Source organism: Gottfriedia sp. S16(2024) (assembly GCF_050473765.1).
Classification (GTDB): domain Bacteria; phylum Bacillota; class Bacilli; order Bacillales; family Bacillaceae_G; genus Gottfriedia.
Window position 1 is genome coordinate 1,695,509 of the sequence record NZ_JBFLUO010000001.1, and the last position, 17,959, is coordinate 1,713,467.

Annotated in this window: 17 protein-coding genes; 16 read left to right on the forward strand and 1 reads right to left on the reverse strand. The window is 34.5% G+C overall.

Translation table 11 applies throughout. The annotated features are described in order from the left end of the window. Positions 1–29 precede the first annotated feature (29 nt). The 9 genes from AB1282_RS08005 (at position 30) to chbG (ending at position 7,400) form a co-directional block, all read left to right on the forward strand. Positions 30–323 (forward strand): DUF6509 family protein, encoded by a 294-nt coding sequence (locus tag AB1282_RS08005; RefSeq protein ID WP_429898849.1) that lies wholly within the window; start codon positions 30–32, stop codon positions 321–323. Positions 324–659: 336 nt separating this feature from the next. Next, on the forward strand, positions 660–962 hold the full coding sequence (locus AB1282_RS08010) for a PTS sugar transporter subunit IIB (RefSeq protein WP_335410042.1): 303 nt from the start codon (positions 660–662) through the stop codon (positions 960–962). Positions 963–1,005: 43 nt separating this feature from the next. Further along, on the forward strand, positions 1,006–2,361 hold the full coding sequence (locus AB1282_RS08015; protein WP_056469850.1) for a PTS sugar transporter subunit IIC: 1,356 nt from the start codon (positions 1,006–1,008) through the stop codon (positions 2,359–2,361). A 25-nt stretch (positions 2,362–2,386) separates the two neighbouring features. Beyond that, the gene (locus AB1282_RS08020) at positions 2,387–2,707 is read left to right on the forward strand and encodes a PTS lactose/cellobiose transporter subunit IIA (RefSeq protein WP_056469854.1); all 321 of its coding nucleotides are present in this window, start codon (positions 2,387–2,389) and stop codon (positions 2,705–2,707) included. 441 nt (positions 2,708–3,148) lie between these two features. Then, a complete protein-coding gene (locus tag AB1282_RS08025) occupies positions 3,149–3,451 on the forward strand; it encodes a PTS sugar transporter subunit IIB (RefSeq protein ID WP_056469857.1) in 303 nt (100 codons plus the stop codon). A gap of 44 nt (positions 3,452–3,495) precedes the next feature. Next, a complete protein-coding gene (locus tag AB1282_RS08030; protein ID WP_056469860.1) occupies positions 3,496–4,851 on the forward strand; it encodes a PTS sugar transporter subunit IIC in 1,356 nt (451 codons plus the stop codon). Positions 4,852–4,873: 22 nt separating this feature from the next. Further along, complete coding sequence (locus tag AB1282_RS08035) at positions 4,874–5,194, forward strand: PTS lactose/cellobiose transporter subunit IIA (protein ID WP_056469863.1); 321 nt, start codon at positions 4,874–4,876, stop codon at positions 5,192–5,194. 72 nt (positions 5,195–5,266) lie between these two features. Further along, on the forward strand, positions 5,267–6,604 hold the full coding sequence (locus AB1282_RS08040) for a 6-phospho-beta-glucosidase (RefSeq protein ID WP_056469865.1): 1,338 nt from the start codon (positions 5,267–5,269) through the stop codon (positions 6,602–6,604). 79 nt (positions 6,605–6,683) lie between these two features. Beyond that, the gene (chbG, locus tag AB1282_RS08045) at positions 6,684–7,400 is read left to right on the forward strand and encodes a chitin disaccharide deacetylase (RefSeq protein ID WP_429898850.1); all 717 of its coding nucleotides are present in this window, start codon (positions 6,684–6,686) and stop codon (positions 7,398–7,400) included. 58 nt (positions 7,401–7,458) lie between these two features. Here the strand turns inward: chbG and AB1282_RS08050 are convergent, their stop codons facing one another. After that, a complete protein-coding gene (locus tag AB1282_RS08050; protein ID WP_056469870.1) occupies positions 7,459–10,191 on the reverse strand; it encodes a sigma 54-interacting transcriptional regulator in 2,733 nt (910 codons plus the stop codon). 148 nt (positions 10,192–10,339) lie between these two features. Between AB1282_RS08050 and rpoN the strand changes: the two genes are divergently transcribed. The 7 genes from rpoN (at position 10,340) to gpmI (ending at position 17,954) form a co-directional block, all read left to right on the forward strand. Further along, on the forward strand, positions 10,340–11,641 hold the full coding sequence (gene rpoN, locus AB1282_RS08055; protein WP_056469872.1) for an RNA polymerase factor sigma-54: 1,302 nt from the start codon (positions 10,340–10,342) through the stop codon (positions 11,639–11,641). A 13-nt stretch (positions 11,642–11,654) separates the two neighbouring features. Next, positions 11,655–11,894, forward strand: a complete 240-nt coding sequence (locus AB1282_RS08060; RefSeq protein WP_429898851.1) for a glutaredoxin family protein — start codon at positions 11,655–11,657, stop codon at positions 11,892–11,894. 192 nt (positions 11,895–12,086) lie between these two features. Then, positions 12,087–13,115: a sugar-binding transcriptional regulator gene (locus AB1282_RS08065; protein WP_056469873.1), complete on the forward strand. Its 1,029-nt coding sequence runs from the start codon at positions 12,087–12,089 to the stop codon at positions 13,113–13,115. Between the two features lie 41 nt (positions 13,116–13,156). Then, positions 13,157–14,164, forward strand: a complete 1,008-nt coding sequence (gene gap, locus AB1282_RS08070; protein WP_056469875.1) for a type I glyceraldehyde-3-phosphate dehydrogenase — start codon at positions 13,157–13,159, stop codon at positions 14,162–14,164. Between the two features lie 242 nt (positions 14,165–14,406). Beyond that, entirely contained in the window at positions 14,407–15,588 is a 1,182-nt protein-coding gene (locus AB1282_RS08075) for a phosphoglycerate kinase (protein ID WP_056469877.1), read from the forward strand. Between the two features lie 78 nt (positions 15,589–15,666). Continuing rightward, a complete protein-coding gene (gene tpiA, locus AB1282_RS08080) occupies positions 15,667–16,422 on the forward strand; it encodes a triose-phosphate isomerase (RefSeq protein WP_097973509.1) in 756 nt (251 codons plus the stop codon). Further along, the gene (gene gpmI, locus AB1282_RS08085; RefSeq protein ID WP_429898852.1) at positions 16,422–17,954 is read left to right on the forward strand and encodes a 2,3-bisphosphoglycerate-independent phosphoglycerate mutase; all 1,533 of its coding nucleotides are present in this window, start codon (positions 16,422–16,424) and stop codon (positions 17,952–17,954) included. The genes tpiA and gpmI overlap by 1 nt, the downstream gene beginning before the upstream one ends. The last annotated feature ends 5 nt before the right edge of the window (positions 17,955–17,959 follow it).

The window sequence follows — 17,959 nt, forward strand, 5'->3', positions numbered from 1 at the left end:
TACATATTATAATTGAAGGGAATGTTTTTGTGTTAACGATTACAGAATACACTGTAGAAGAAATAAAAGATCCATTTGGTATCATTGAAGGTGATCGATATGAGTTTATTCTTTATATCAATGTACCAGAGGATGATGAATTATATAATGAAAAAGGTATATACATAAAAGCGCTTTTCGGAGTAAATGGTGACGAGTCGAAATTAATTAAATATGACTTGTATGAAGCTGAATCAAATCAGTATTTAGATTTTGATTTGGAAGATGATGAAGAAAAAGAAGTATTCGAATTTTGTAAAACTCATTTAACAGTTGAAGATTAATGTTAATGTGTTATTGAATGACACACTTCAGCTTAGAAGATATCCTATATTGGGTATTTCGCAACACACTACTGTGTAATTTTTAAACACAGTACTGATTATGATTACACACTTATAAAACACTATTATTTTAGGAAAAATATTATGTTTTGAAAACCTTGGATCTTCAAGGTTTTTTTTGTTGAGCCTTCAAATAAAAAGATTTTTTAGAATATTGGCACAGATTTTGCAATATTTAAATTGATTCACAACTTGTCCTTGTAACGCGTAATTCTTTTGTCATTATTTGTAAAAATGTAAGCGTTTCATCGATGAGGAAAATTGAGGAGGTGTAGGATGAATATCTTATTGGTATGTTCTGCAGGAATGTCGACTAGTCTACTAGTTACAAAAATGGAACAAGCAGCTAAGGCAAAAGGAATTCAGGCAACAATATGGGCTGTTGCTGGTGATGAGGCAAAAGAAAATTTAGCCAAAGCGGATGTATTACTACTTGGTCCACAGGTTCGTTATCTAGCTTCAGAAATGAAGAAGCTGGCTGAACCTAAAGGAATACCAGTAGATACGATTAATCCAGTACATTATGGATTGATGAATGGGGAAGCTGTTTTAGAAATGGCTTTAAATTTGAAAAAATAAAACGGGGAATTAAAAATCTAGAGAGAAAAGAAGGTGCATTAAAATGATGCGTTTTGCTGAGAAGTATATAATGCCTGCTGCAGCGAAGTTTGGTAATCAACGTCATTTGTTAGCGATCCGTGATGCGTTAATTGGTATGATTGCCATTACGATGATTGGAGCTTTTGCTGTACTTATTAATAACTTAGGTGGCGCAATCCATGGCTACGATAAAATGATGGAAACAGTCTTTGGTGCAAACTGGAAAACACTAGGTAGTGATATTTGGTGGGGAACATTTGCATTTATGACCGTATTTGCCGTAGTTGGGATCGCACATAGATTAGCGCGTTCTTATGGTGATGAAGGTTTTGAAGCGATGCTTGTTGCATTAGCATGTTATTTTGTTCTTGTTCCACAATCATTAGCTGCAGTATCTGTTACGTTAAATGGTGGAAAGACAGCTACAGGTGGAACTTGGGGATTTATTAGTTGGAATTCATTAAACTCAACAGCTTTATTTACAGGAATTATCGTTGCGATTATTGCAACTGAAATTTTTGTACGCTTAGCTAGAGTGAAACAATTAGTTATTAAATTACCAGACGGCGTTCCGCCAGCAGTATCAAAAGCATTTGCGAAGTTATTACCAGGTATGTTAACAATTTTTATCGTTGCATTAGTTGGCTTATTGTTTAGATTATACATTTCGGATGGCGTATTCTTTAATGATTGGTTAAATTCGGTTCTTGTAAAACCATTAACTGATGCAGCAGATTCATTAGGATTTGCAGTTGCAATTGCATTCTTTGTACATTTTTTCTGGGCGATTGGATTACATGGTCCAAATATTTTAGGAGGTATTACAACTCCTTTATTAACAACTCTAGGTAACCATAACATCGATTTATATGCTAAAGGTGTGACAGATTTAGATAAGTATTCTGTGTTAGCAGGTCCATTCTTAGATGCATTCGTATATATGGGTGGATCAGGTACTACAATCGGTTTACTAATTGCGATGTTCTTAGTTAACCGTAAACGTCATAAACAGATGATTGCTTTAGGAACACCACCAGGATTATTTAATATTAATGAACCGATTATTTTCGGTTTACCAATTGTGTTAAACCCAGTATGGTTAATCCCATTTATCTGTACTCCAATTATTTTAACGATTATTTCTTATTTAGCTGTTCAATCGCATATTGTTTTCCCGGTTGTTTCTACAATCCCTTGGGTAACTCCACCAGTTATAGGTGGCTATTTAGCAACTGGTGGTCATTGGAGCGGTGCAGTTTTAGCGCTTGTTAACGTAGTGATTTCAATTGTTATTTACTTACCATTCGTTGTAGTAGCTGAAAGAATGGAAGCTAGAAAGTCAACAGAAACGACAAGTAGTAATTCATTAAATGTATAATAGAATGTGAAGGAGAAGAGTGCAAATGCCTACCGACACAAATAATGAACAAATTGCATTTCAGCTAATATTACATTCTGGTAATGCTAAGAGTTTATTAATGGAAGCAATGTATAAAGCTCGTGATGGAGAGTTCGAGGAAGCTCGTGGGAAAGTAAACGAAGCGAATGCGGAACTTAGGCTGGCTCATCATTCACAAACTTCACTTATACAAAGTGAAGCAGGAGGGCAACAATACAAAATTAATATTCTTTTAGTACATGCACAGGATCATTTAATGAACACTCTAACAACAAGAGATTTAGTAGAGGAAATTATTTACTTGCATGAAAAGATTTCACTTTAATACTTGATAAAAAAGTGATGTAGACTAATTCTACATCACTTTTTTTCATAGATTACTAGAACAAAATGTATAATTTAAGTGAAAATCGTGAAAGTGTTTTAAAACACTACATTATAGTGTATATAAATCACGACACACTAACAGAGTAATAACACACTAAAACAATTTAAGAAGATTTACGAACAATCTTTAACACACTAGACATTTTAAGTTACTTTCCTTTTAAAGCAAAGAAAAAAGATTTCATGTCTATGAATCCTTATAGGGCAAGGTTTCTATAATTAAATTATATATTTTTTTATAAGTCAGAAAAAGTTGGCACGCCATTTGCAATATAAAGAGTGTACAAAATAAATTAATTTGCAGTTGCTTAAGAATCTTGTTTTTACTTTTAAACAAATTTGTAAGCGCTACACTATATTTAATATTGGAGGAATAACGATGAATATTTTATTAGCTTGTTCAGCAGGAATGTCTACTAGTTTACTAGTAACTAAAATGGAGGATGCAGCAAAAGCAAAAGGGATTGAAGTAAAGATTTGGGCAGTTTCAGGTGATGCTGCAAAAGAAAACTTAGATAAAGCAGATGTTCTTTTATTAGGACCACAAGTTCGTTATTTAGCTTCTGAAATGAAAAAAGTTGCCGAGCCAAAAGGGATACCAGTTGATGTAATCAATCCAGTACATTATGGACTAATGAATGGTGAAGCTGTTTTAGAATTAGCACTTAGTTTAAAAAAATAGTCATGATCGTAGCATAACTTTTAAACAAAAGGGAGTCTTAAAAAATGATGAATTTTGTAGATAGATACATAATGCCAGCTGCAGCAAAGTTCGGTAACCAACGTCATTTATTAGCAATACGCGATGCGTTAATCGGTATGATTGCCATTACAATGGTCGGTTCGTTTGCAGTTTTATTCAATAATTTAGGTGGAGCGATCAAAGGTTACGACAAGATGATGGAAGCTCTTTTTGGAGTGGACTGGAAGACATTAGGTGGAGACATTTGGTGGGGTACATTCGCATTTATGACTGTATTCGCAGTTGTAGGGATTGCTTATAAATTGGCACGTTCTTATGGTGATGAAGGATTTGAAGCAATGCTTGTCGCATTAGCGTCATATTTTGTACTAGTGCCACAATCATTAAATACAGTAACGGTTACATTAGAAAATGGAAAAACAGCAACTGGTAGTGTTTGGGGATTAGTGAACTCTACTTATACTAATTCAACTGCACTTTTTACCGGAATAATCGTTGCAATTATCGCAACAGAAATTTTTGTACGCTTATCAAGAGTAAAGCAATTAGTTATTAAATTACCAGATGGTGTACCACCAGCAGTATCAAAAGCATTTGCGAAGCTATTGCCAGGTATGCTAACAATCTTGGTGATCGCGATTGTTGGATTGTTATTCAGATTATATTTATCGGATGGAGTATATTTTAATGATTGGTTAAGCTCAGTACTTGTTAAGCCATTAACGAATGCTGCAGACTCTTTACCGTTTGCAATCGGTATAGCATTCTTTATTCATTTCTTCTGGATGCTTGGCTTACATGGACCAAACATACTAGGTGGAATTACGACACCATTATTTACAGCTTTAGGAAATGAAAATATTGATTTAGCAGCAAAAGGTGTTACAAAGTGGAGTGAATACAATGTAATGGCAGGCCAGTTCTTTGATGCATTTGTATTCTTAGGTGGATCAGGTGCTACATTAGGGTTAATCATTTCAATGATATTAATTAATCGAAAACGTAATAAACAAATGATTGGATTAGGTGGGGCACCAGGTTTATTCCAAATTAATGAACCAGTTCTTTTCGGATTACCAATCGTGTTAAATCCAATGTGGTTAGTTCCATTCATTGGTACACCAATTATCTTAACAATTATTTCATATTCAGCGATTTCTTTAGGTATGGTTCACCCAGTAACTACGAATATTCCATGGGTAACTCCACCAATTTTAGGTGGGTGGTTAATTACAGGGGGACATTGGACAGGTGCAGCCTTAGCGGCATTTAACTTAGTTATCTCTGTGGTTATTTATTTACCTTTCGTTGCACTACAAAGACGAATGGAATCTAAAAAAATGAAAGAAGCAGCAAATAATCAAAGTGCTGCTATGTAATGCAGTTTGAGGAGGATACGAAATGAGTACTGTAACGACAATCGAGCAAACAGCATTCCAATTAATCTTACACGCAGGAAACGCAAAAAGCTCACTAATGGAAGCTATGCAAGCTGCTAGAGCGGGTAATTTAGAAGAAGCAAATAGTAAGATTGAAGAGGCAAAAGTAGAATTAAATCATGCGCACCATGCACAGACTTCTTTAATTCAAGGTGAAGCACGTGGAGAGAATGTCACATTAAGTATCTTATTAATTCATGCTCAAGATCATTTAATGAATGCATTAACGATGAGAGATTTAGTAACAGAAATAATTTTCCTACATGAAAAATTAAATAAATAAGAGAAACTAGAAAAGTAGTTTCCTAGAATGACCGGACTACTTTTCTACTATCATATAGAAGGAGTGAAGAAAATGAGAAACGGTATTAAAATTGCAACAATTGGTGGCGGTTCAAGTTATACTCCAGAATTAGTAGAAGGATTTATTAAACGTTATGATGAACTACCTGTAAGAGAGTTATGGCTAGTGGACATTGAAGAAGGTAGAGAGAAACTTGAAATTGTTGGAAATCTTGCGAAAAGAATGGTAGAAAAAGCAGGGGTACCAATGGAAATTCATTTAACCCTTGATCGACGTGCTGCTCTTAAAGATGCTGACTTTGTTACGACACAATTTCGTGTAGGTTTACTTGAAGCGCGTATGAAGGATGAGCGTATTCCTTTAAAATATGGGGTGATTGGCCAAGAAACAAATGGTCCTGGTGGATTGTTTAAAGCACTTCGTACAATTCCAGTTATTTTAGATATCGTTAAGGATATTGAGGAGCTATGTCCAAATGCTTGGCTAGTAAACTTTACGAATCCTACAGGTATTTTAACAGAAGCGATTTTAAGATATACAAATTTCCGTAAAGTAGTTGGTTTATGTAATGTACCAATTCATATTCACATGAACATTGCAAAAGGTCTTGGGGTAGAATCTGAGCGTGTGCATATTGATTTTATGGGATTAAATCATATGGTTTATGGAACAAAAGTATTATTAGATGGTGAAGATGTAACAAGTCGTGTTGTAAGTGAGTTTGCACGCCCTGCTGAAAGTATGACGATGCAAAATATTAAGGCAATGGATTGGAATCCTGATTTTATTGAAGCACTTGGAGCGATTCCATGTCCGTATCATCGCTACTACTATCAAACGAAAGTAATGTTAGAGGAAGAGCTTGAAGCGGCGAAAAAAGATGGTACGCGTGCTGAGGTTGTAAAAAAATTAGAAGAATCATTATTCGAATTATATAAAGATCCTAATTTAAATATTAAGCCACCACAATTAGAAAAACGCGGCGGGGCTTATTATAGTGATGCTGCATGCCGATTAATTTCATCATTATATAACAATAAAGGTGATATCCAACCTGTTAACACAATGAATAATGGAGCTATTGCATCAATTCCTGATGATTGTGCTGTTGAAGTAAGTGCCGTTATTACAAAAGACGGTCCAAAACCACTTACGATGGGTGACTTGCCAGTTGCGGTACGCGGTTTAGTTCAACAAATTAAATCATTCGAACGTGTTGCTGCGGAAGCTGGAGTAACTGGTGATTATAAAACAGCATTACTTGCTATGTGTATTAACCCATTAGTTGGATCTGATAATTTAGCAAAACAAATTCTAGATGAAATGTTAGAAGCTCACAAAGAGCATTTACCTCAATTCTTCAAAAATGAAAAAGTAGCAGCAAATTAACGATTAAAAAGAGGGATGTAGCTCGAATGAATGAGTGCGTCCCTTTTTAACATACAAAAATGAAAAAGGGGAATGAATGATGACGAAGCTTATTGTGAATGCAGATGATTTCGGCTATTCAAAGGGTGTAAATTATGGCATTATTGAAGCGCATCTGAATGGAATAGTGAACTCAGCGACTATGATGATGAATATGTATGCTGTGGAGCACGGGATCGAACTAGCAAAATTACATCCTTCATTAGGACTAGGAGTACATCTTGTATTAACAGCGGGTAAACCATTATTAACAGATTTACAAACAATCGTAGATCAAAATGGTGCTTTCCTTAAAAATAGTTATTGGTATGACAATCCGGTTGCTAATGTAGAAGAAGTTGAAAAGGAATGGGATGCGCAAATTCAAAAGTTCCTTTCCTTTGGTTTGAAGCCTACACATCTAGATAGTCATCACCATGTGCATATGATTCCAATCCTACACCCAGTTATTGCAAAACTATCTAAAAAGTATGATCTTCCAGTCCGTATTTCTCCAAAAAGTAAAATAGACGGGATCACCCCTTTTACAGATCAATTATTAACCGATTTTTATGGAAGTGACATTCCAGCAAACTATTTTGAGACAATAGAAGAAAGAATAACTAACGGTATAGAGTCGGTAGAAGTTATGGTACATCCTGCATTAGTAGATAATCATTTAAAAAATGGTACTTCTTATGGCTTTGAAAGATTAACAGAACTAGATATCTTAACGAACGCCAAACTTCCAAAGGGAGTAGAGTTAGTAAAATATTAAAATAGAATGTAAAAAGCCAGTTTCTTCGCTTGGAAGTAACTGGCTTTTTTGACTCAATTCAATTATTAATATAAATGTCTTCTACTATACTTTTGATGCTGTCTTCATCATGTCTAGAATAAAATTCCATTAAGTAACATATTTCATCATCAGGTATGATAATGTCACAAGCATCCTCAATTTGCTGCAGTATTTTTTTAATTTTTAAATATAGCATATAGTCACTATTTATTTTATCTTCTTTATCTTTAAATGGGATTAGAGGTTGAGCGTTTTGAATCCGATCAATCATACAGCTCATATGAATCACAATTCCCATTAAATCTTCATTCTTGAAAAATTTATTAGTCTGAGCTTGTATATCATTTAAAGCACGCCTAATCACACTAATTACTTTTTTAGCATCCTTTAAAGAAATCGTATCTTGTAATGTTTCAGCCATTTTTAAGTACGTTTCTTCATAAGTAATTAATTCTTGTATTTTTTTTGTAGCCTTCATATTTAATACATCCTGTAAGTGGAACATATTAAATGGAACATTTATATCAAAATTCGAAACAATACAAACGATACTTCGTTCTTTAGATATATCATTTAACATTTTTTGTAATTCGTTTTTATTTAAAAGGCTAATTGGCACGATTTCTAGCATCTCTTTATCATAGACCAAGTTATTCGCTAGTATATTTTTAATGGCTATTGCACTTCCCTGACCAGTCAGACATGCAGTTAAAATGACAGAACGATTAAATTCAGGTTGTTTCGTTTTATTAGAATGAGAATTGATGAAGAAAGTAGTTAAGTTTCGCACGTCCTGATAAAGCTCGTCTAAATTATATCCTAGTGTTGCTTTTCTAGAAGCTTCGATTACATGTGCGGTACTTACCATTTGAATCACTCGTACAGGAATTGAAAATTCGGCTTCAATTATGTCACCGATATAAGATAGTGACCCCATATCGATGCAAAGTAGAATTCCATTTAATTTGCCTAATGATTTAATATAATCTTTTACGCGAATTAAAAAATCTTGTGGTGGCTCACTTAATGGCATATCAATTCCGATAACTTCCTCGTTTTCTAGAAGCTCATTTGTTACATTTGCCATCTCTCTAGCAATACCATTACCGTGAGCTAAAACTATTACTTTCACATTTGAACTAGGCACTTTATAATCTTCGTTTCCATATACAAAAAACATAGTTATAAATGCTACTTCATCAAATGGGATTGAAACATTTGAAAAATCTTCAATCATTTTTACACATTCAATTGAAACGGAAAACTCATGCTTATATTGATCACGGATTTGCGTAATATTTGGATGATAAATTTTCTTGTTTGACTGTATACGTTGTAATAGCGTTTGTATATGTAGGCTAAGAGCAACAAGTATTTTTTCATTAAATCTCTTACTTAATTTTTCTTCTGCTAGTTTTAGTACTTTTTCACTTAGCGTAACGATTTCAGGCTTGATTATTTTTTGGACATTTTCTTTACTAGATAGTTTACGATTAATAGAAGTTAAATAATGCGTAAAATAGCTTTCGATATCGTTTTCCATTAGTAAGGATAACTCGTCCTGAGCAACGCCACGTTGTTTAAGTTCTTCATATTTCGTATCAATTCGGTCATAAATTGTATCTGCAGAATGATCCAATTGTTGGTTACTAGTTATACCCTTTGTTGGTGAAAACTCGAAATGCTCGTTTAATAGTGTGACTGCATGCTTCACTTTTTTTTCAATGAATAAGCCTTCCTTCACATACCAGTTCAAATCAGTACTATAAATACGTATTTTGTCATGTTTATGTGTAATAAAATCTGCGTAAGCCTTTGCACAAGCTAATTGAATATCGGCTTTAAGTTGTCCGATATTGTTTTGACACGGATAAAATAGAAAAGAGCGAATAGTATTTGCACTTACAACAATTTCTTTTCCTAGACGAACACTTTCTTCCGTGAAAAATCGTTTAATCAGTGTTAATCTCTCTTCGTATGTTCGATCACGAAGAGCTGGTAATGTAATGACCATAGGGATTCGGCGTGTAAACGTAGATAATAAAGTAGACTCGGGATCCTCTGTTGTTGCTGAAATGATTAAAACATTCGATGTTCGTTCGTTTTCTGTCTCTCCTAGTCTTCTATACAACTTATAATCAATGAACGTAAATAACATTTCTTGACCTTCAGGAGTAAGTCGATGAACCTCATCTAAAAATAATATTCCGTTATTTGCTTTCTCAAGTAGACCTTTTTGTTCCGTTGCACCTGTATAAGCGCCTTTTCGTACACCGAATAGCTGACCTAATAATAGTTGAGGATTATTAGCGTAGTCTGCGCAATTAAAAATAATGAATGGAGAATCCTTTTCTAAAACATTCGAACGAATTGCGTAATCATGCATTCTTTTAGCAAAAGCAGATTTACCAACACCAGTCTCACCGAGTATTAATGTATGCATACCATTTGGTGGATAGAGAATAGCTGATCTTGCTTTTTCAATGGCAGGTCTTAAACTAATATTTTCATCGTAAAAATATTCATATTTATACTCCGAACTCGCTATCTTAATTTGAGATTTATTCGATTGTTGTAAAGTATGAGATAGTAGTTTAAATACGACCGGTCTAGAATTTGTTTTAATTAATAATTCTTCTTTAACTAATTTATTTAAATCACTGCTAACGTTTGCCCTATCTAAACCAAGGTTTTGAGCAATCTCATTAGCGGTAAAACCTTGCTCCTTACTTTGAAGAAAAACTTCATAAATCTGATTTTTTCTGTTCATAATGGCCCACCCATCATAAAGAGTTGTATACTTTTACTATACAGGAAAAAGTAAACGTTTTCACTATATTTAAATTAGTATAACAATTCGTCAAGTACTATGAAAAAGTTAAATATCGAGTAAAATAGTAATAAGGGAGTGAAGTAGTATGGAAATGAATTTAATGCAAAAACAATCATTGAAACTTGCAATGACTCAGGAACTACGACAAGCCATTACAATGCTTCAATTTAATGCCCAAGAACTTACTGATTTTTTATTTGAGCAATCATTAGAAAATCCCTTAATTGAAGTCGAAACTCCTTATAACGATTACACTTCTTCAAAAATCAAACAACAAACTACTTCCAACGGACAAGGAATGGAGTTATATACTCGAAGAACAGAAACTTTACAAGAAGAACTTGTTAGTCAGTTAAATGAGTTGAAAATTGATAATGAGGAATATAAAATTATTAAATATTTGATTTATAACCTAGATAAAAATGGATTTTTGATGGAATCAGATGAAGAGCTTATACATGATTTAAATATTTCTCTCGTTCAGTTACAAATCTGCATTGAAATACTTCAACGTTTTGAACCCTCAGGAGTTGGAGCAAGATCTGTTAAAGAGTGCTTATTGATTCAACTAAATGGCCTTGAAGTTGACACAACTATTGCAAAACAGGTCATTAAAGATTATTTTGATCTATTTGTTAATAAAAACTGGAAAGAAATAGCGAAGAAACTTAAGATTAGCTTGCCTGATTTACAAAGGGAAATTGACTTAATTTTAACCCTTCAGCCAAGACCAGGTTTAAATTATTTCCAAGACCAGGTAAATTATGTAGCACCTGATTTAACAGTCGAAAAAATAGGCGGAGAATTTGTTGTACTTATTAATGATAAAATTATGCCACGTTTAAAAGTACTTAATGAATATTCTTCAATTTTAAATGGTCAACATGAGAAAGAAGTATCAGTTTATTTAAAGGATAAAAATACTCAAGTTAACTGGTTAATGAAAAGTTTGGAAGAACGAAAATCAACGATGTTATCAGTAATGAATTGTATTCTTCGAAAGCAAATTGCTTTTTTTGAAAAAGGTCCTGCAAATTTAAAAACTCTTACTTTAAAAGAGATAGCGGAAGAACTTTCATTACACGAGTCAACAATAAGCCGTACTTGTAAAAACAAATATGTCCAGACACCGTTTGGTTTGTTTGAAATGAAGAAATTCTTCCATCAAGGTGTAAGTGTAGATGGTGAGGAGCTTGCATCAACGAGTGTACAGGTTTTCATTAAGCAGCTAGTTGATGAAGAAAACAAAGAAAAACCATTTTCAGATCAAAAGCTAGTTGAATTATTAGCTGAAAAACATGGAGTGGAAATCTCTAGAAGAACTGTAGCTAAATATAGAGACATACTTAGAATTCCTGGTTCATCAAAACGAAAGCGCTTTAGTTAAAAAGGAGAATTAGATGTCGATTAAGTTAACTTTATTTACAAAAGAGAAATGTGGATTGTGCGAAGAGGCAAAAGAGGCAATTCATTTGCTCCAATCAGATTATGAAATCGAAGTAAATGAAATTGATATTTATTCTGATGATGCATTATTAGAGGAATATCAACTAATAATTCCAGTCATTCAAATGAATGGGGAAACTGTTGCATACGGTAGAATTCATAAAATTGACATATTAAATGCAATAAATGGGTAGTTATCAGTTGAAAGAAATGATTGACCCTGTTACAATGTAAATGTAGCAGGGTTATTTCACTTCTGGAGTAAATCTTGTTCAAAAAAACAACGTTGAAAAACGCTGTAATTTTTTTATAACAAGTGGGACATAATATGTCATAGTGGGACACATTTAGACCCAAGTGAATACTCTGTGAAAGAGGAGATGAAAATGAACCAAGTTTTAAAGCTACAACAAAAATTATTACCTGATCTAATACCCGTTATCCAAAAAAGATTTCAAATCCTACAATATATACGAATTATGCAGCCAATCGGTCGTAGAAATTTGTCTGCAAGTGTAGGTTTAACAGAAAGAGTACTTAGATCAGAAGTTGCTTTATTAAAAGAGCAAAGACTGATTAATGTTGCATCTTCGGGCATGACATTAACGGATGAAGGACTAAGCTTACTTCTAGACCTAGAAGAACCAATGCGTGAACTATTCGGTCTGAAAAATATCGAAGACTTGCTTAAGGAAACATTTAATCTTAAGGAAGTGATTGTTGTTTCAGGCGATAGTGACGAGCTGGACTGGGTAAAAAAGGAGATGGGTCGAGCGGCTGTAGGTTGTATAAACCAAAGGCTAGAAACAAATAATATTGTTGCTGTTACTGGTGGTTCCACTCTAGCTGCCGTAGCTGAAATGATGAATGATGACTCTAAAGAATTAAATACCTTATTTGTGCCAGCGCGAGGCGGCTTAGGCGAAGAAGTAAGAAATCAAGCAAATACAATTTGTGCAAAAATGGCTGAAATGGCAAAAGGTAATTACCGTTTACTACATTTACCAGATGAACTTAGTGAAGAAGCTTATCTCACTATGATGGAAGAACCAAGAGTAAAAGAGGTTCTAAATTTAATTCGATCTTCTTCAATTGTTGTACACGGCATTGGAGATGCATTTACGATGGCTAAGCGAAGACAGTCTTCATCAGAACAGTTAGAAATCTTAACTGAATCTAGAGCTGTAGGAGAGGCATTTGGATATTACTTTAATGAGAATGGTGAAGTTGTTTACAGAGTAAGAACAATTGGTTTACAACTGAATGAATTGGAGAATATACCATATGTACTTGCAGTATCTGGAGGATCTTCTAAAGCTAAAGCAATGGCTTCTTTCTTAAAGAAAGGTCATGTAAACATCCTCGTCACAGACGAAGGAGCAGCAAAAGAGTTAATTAAAGGATGTTCCCTTTAAAATAAAAAGAGATTCTACCTATTAAAAGGAGGAAATTAAAAATGGCAACTAAAATTGGTATTAATGGATTTGGACGTATCGGACGTATGGTTTTCCGCGCAGCTTTAAACAACCCAAACGTAGAGGTTGTAGCAATCAATGACTTAACAGATGCTAAAACTTTAGCTCACTTATTAAAATATGATTCAGTACACGGTTCAGTAAACGCTGATGTAGCAGTAAATGGCGATTCAATCGTTGTTAACGGAAGCGAAATTAAAGTAATTGCTGAGCGTGACCCAGCAGTTTTACCTTGGAGCGATTATGGAGTAGAAGTTGTAGTAGAATCTACTGGTCGTTTCACAGATAAAAAAGACGCTGAAAAACACTTAGGTGGATCAGTTAAAAAAGTAATCATCTCTGCACCAGCTTCTAATGAAGATATCACGATCGTAATGGGTGTAAATGATGACAAATACGATGCAGCTAGCCACAATGTAATTTCTAATGCTTCTTGTACAACTAACTGTTTAGCTCCATTTGCTAAAGTATTAGACGAAAAATTCGGTATCAAACGTGGTATGATGACAACTGTTCACTCATACACAAATGACCAACAAATTCTAGATTTACCACACAAAGATTTACGTCGTGCACGTGCTGCTGCAATGAGCATGATTCCAACAACTACTGGTGCTGCTAAAGCAGTTTCATTAGTATTACCTCAATTAAAAGGTAAATTAAACGGTGGTGCTGTACGTGTACCAACTGCTAACGTATCTTTAGTTGACTTAGTAGTAGAATTAAACGCTGAAGTAACTGCTGAAGAAGTAAATGCTGCATTTAAAGCTGCTTCTGAAGGTGAATTAAAAGGTATCTTAGGATATTCTGAAGAGCCATTAGTATCAATCGACTATAACGGTTGCACAAACTCTTCTACAATCGATGCATTATCTACAATGACTATGGAAGGCAACATGGTTAAAATCCTTTCTTGGTACGATAATGAAACTGGTTACTCAACTCGTGTAGTTGACTTAGTAGCTCACATCGCTTCAAAAGGTCTATAATTTTTAATAAAAATTAATATGAGGGTGAGGGGAATTTCCTCCCCTCTTTTGTTTGATAAAAATCCTCTTTTGTCACTAATCCAACACAATATAAAAAAATACTCTAGAAATAAATTCCAATTGATGTACATAATCTGTTAAAATTGCGGTGACAATATCACAGAATAGATACGACTTTGTATGAGACGGATCGACCAGTGAAATTGAATGGATGAATAAAAACAGTACTGGAGGCACCTACTATGAACAAAAAGTCATTACATGACATTGATGTAAAAGGGAAACGCGTATTTTGCCGTGTAGATTTTAACGTACCGATGGCAAACGGAGAAGTAACTGATGATACTCGTATTCGTGCTGCTCTTCCTACGATTCAGTATTTAATAGAAAACGGAGCAAAAGTTATTTTAGCATCTCACTTAGGACGTCCAAAAGGACAAGTAAATGAAGACATGCGTTTAAATGCAGTTGCTACACGTTTAAGCGAAAAATTAGGTAAAAACGTTATTAAAACTGATGAAGCATACGGACCTAAAGTTCAAGAAGCAATTAGCAAAATGAATGAAGGCGATGTTTTATTATTAGAAAACGTTCGTTTCTACCCAGGCGAAGAGAAAAATGATGAAGCTCTAGCAAAAGAATTTGCTTCTTTAGCTGATGTATATGTAAATGATGCTTTTGGTGCTGCACACCGTGCACATGCTACAACTGCTGGTATTGCTAAATTTATTCCTGCGGTAGCTGGATTCTTAATGGAAAAAGAAATAAGCGTTTTAGGTAAAGCACTTTCTAATCCAGAGCGCCCATTTACAGCTATTATCGGTGGAGCGAAAGTTCGAGATAAAATTAGTGTAATTGAAAATTTATTAGAAAAAGTAGATAACTTAATTATTGGTGGCGGTTTAGCTTATACATTCTTAAAAGCTAAAGGCTATGAAATCGGTCAATCTCTTTTAGAAGAAGATAAAATTGATTTAGCTAATGAATTTATGCAAAAAGCCGAAGCTAAAGGCGTTAAATTCTATATGCCAATTGATGCAATTATTGCTGACAAATTCGGTGAAGATGCTAATACGCAACAGGTTGATATTGATGGTATTCCAGCGGATTGGCAAGCTCTTGATATTGGACCAAAAACAACTGCTCTTTATGCAGATGTCATTAATAGCTCTAAATTAGTCATTTGGAATGGACCTATGGGTGTATTTGAAATCGATAAATTTGCTCAAGGTACTAAAGGAGTAGCACAAGCATTAGCAGATTCTGATGCGTATTCAATTATCGGTGGTGGAGACTCAGCTGCTGCTGCTGAAAAATTCGGTTTAGCAGATAAAATGAGCCACATTTCTACTGGTGGTGGTGCTTCATTAGAATTTATGGAAGGTAAAGAGCTTCCTGGAGTTGCGGTATTAAACGATAAATAAGTCTTAAAGCTTTACAATATTTAGTAATTGAAATAGAGTAAGATGTTATGTCTTACCAATTGTAGGAAGGTGTTTCTCATGCGTAAACCAATTATCGCAGGTAACTGGAAAATGAATAAGACGCTTAACGAAGCGATGACATTTGTTGAAGAAGTAAAAAATAGCATTCCATCATCTGATAAAGTAGATTCAGCAGTTTGTGCTCCTGCATTATTTATTGCACCTATGTTATACGGTACAAAAGGAACTGAATTAAAAATTGGTTCTCAAAATGTAAGTGATCAAGATAGTGGTGCTTATACTGGAGAAATTAGCCCAGTAGCACTTAAAGATTTAGGCGTAACTTATGCGATTATCGGACATTCTGAGCGTCGTGAATATTATGGCGAAACAGATGAGTTTATTAATAGTAAAACAAAAAAAGCTTTCGAACACGGCCTTACGCCAATACTTTGCTGTGGTGAAACGCTTGAAGAACGTGAAGGCGGTAAATTTGAGGAAGTTATTCGTACTCAATTAACAGCTGATCTTGCAGGTCTAACAGATGAGCAAGTAAAGAATTTAGTTATTGCATATGAACCGATTTGGGCAATTGGAACAGGAAAATCTGCTACAGAAAAAGATGCACAAGATTCATGTAAATTTGTTCGTGATGTTGTAGCAAGTCTTTATGATGAAACTGTTGCAGAATCTGTACGTGTTCAATATGGTGGCAGTGTAAAACCTGAAAATATTAAAGAATATATGGCTCAACCTGATATTGACGGTGCGTTAGTAGGTGGAGCAAGTTTAGAACCAGCTTCTTTCCTTGCATTATTGGAGGCTGTTAAGTAATGAGTAAACAACCAGTAGCGTTAATTATCCTTGATGGATTTGGTTTGCGCGATGAAACATTTGGAAATGCTGTTGCACAAGCGAAGAAACCAAATTATGATAGATATTGGAATAAATATCCTCATGCGCAATTAACTGCTAGCGGTGAAGCAGTAGGGCTACCTGAAGGACAAATGGGTAATTCTGAAGTTGGTCATTTGAATATCGGAGCTGGACGAATTGTTTATCAAAGCTTAACGCGTGTAAATAAGGCTATTCGTGAAGGCGAATTCGAAAAAAATGATACATTCATCGATGCAATTAAAAGTGCAAAAGAAAAAGATAAAGCATTACATATTTTTGGTTTACTGTCTGATGGTGGTATTCACAGCCATATTAATCACATGTTTGCTTTATTAAAATTAGCTGCTGAAGAAGGTATGAAAAAGGTATATTTACATGCTTTCCTTGATGGACGAGATGTTGGTCCAACTACAGCTAAAAAATATATCGATCAAACAGAAGCAAAATTTAAAGAATATGGTGTCGGAGAATTTGCAACAATTTCTGGCCGTTATTATTCCATGGACCGTGACAAACGTTGGGATCGCGTAGAAAAATGCTATTGTGCAATGGTATATGGAGAAGGACCAACTTATACAAGTCCGTATGAATTAATTGAAGACTCGTATGCGAATGGTATCCATGATGAATTCGTTTTACCTTCTGTAATGGTAAAAGAAGATGGAACTCCAGTTGCAACAATAAGTGATGAAGATTCAATTATCTTCTACAACTTCCGACCTGACCGTGCAATACAAATTTCAAATGTATTTACAAACGATGATTTCCGTGACTTTGATCGTGGAAGTAAGTTCCCAAAAAATCTTCATTTCGTTTGCTTAACACATTTTAGTGAAACAGTACAAGGTTATGTTGCATTTAAACCTACTAATTTGGATAACACATTAGGTGAAGTACTTGCTCAAAATAAGTTAAATCAATTAAGAATTGCTGAAACGGAAAAGTATCCACATGTTACATTTTTCTTTAGTGGAGGCCGTGAAGCAGAGTTCCCAGGTGAAGAACGTATTTTGATTAACTCGCCAAAAGTTGCAACTTACGACCTGCAACCTGAAATGAGTGCTTATGAAGTAAAAGATGCATTACTTAAAGAGATTGCAGCAGACAAGCATGATGTAATCATCTTGAACTTTGCAAATCCAGATATGGTAGGACATTCAGGAAAACTTGAGCCGACAGTTAAAGCAATTGAAGCAGTTGATGAATGTTTAGGAGAAGTAGTTGATGCAATTCTAGCAAAAGGCGGAAAAGCGATCATTACTGCTGACCATGGAAATGCTGATGAAGAAATTACACCTGAGGGTGAACCTATGACAGCTCATACGACTAACCCTGTACCAGTTATTGTAACTGAAGAAGGTGTTAAGTTACGTGAAGATGGTATTTTAGGTGATTTAGCTCCAACAGTTCTTGATTTATTAAAAGTAGAACAACCAAAAGAAATGACTGGTAAATCACTTATTAAATAAGTGAA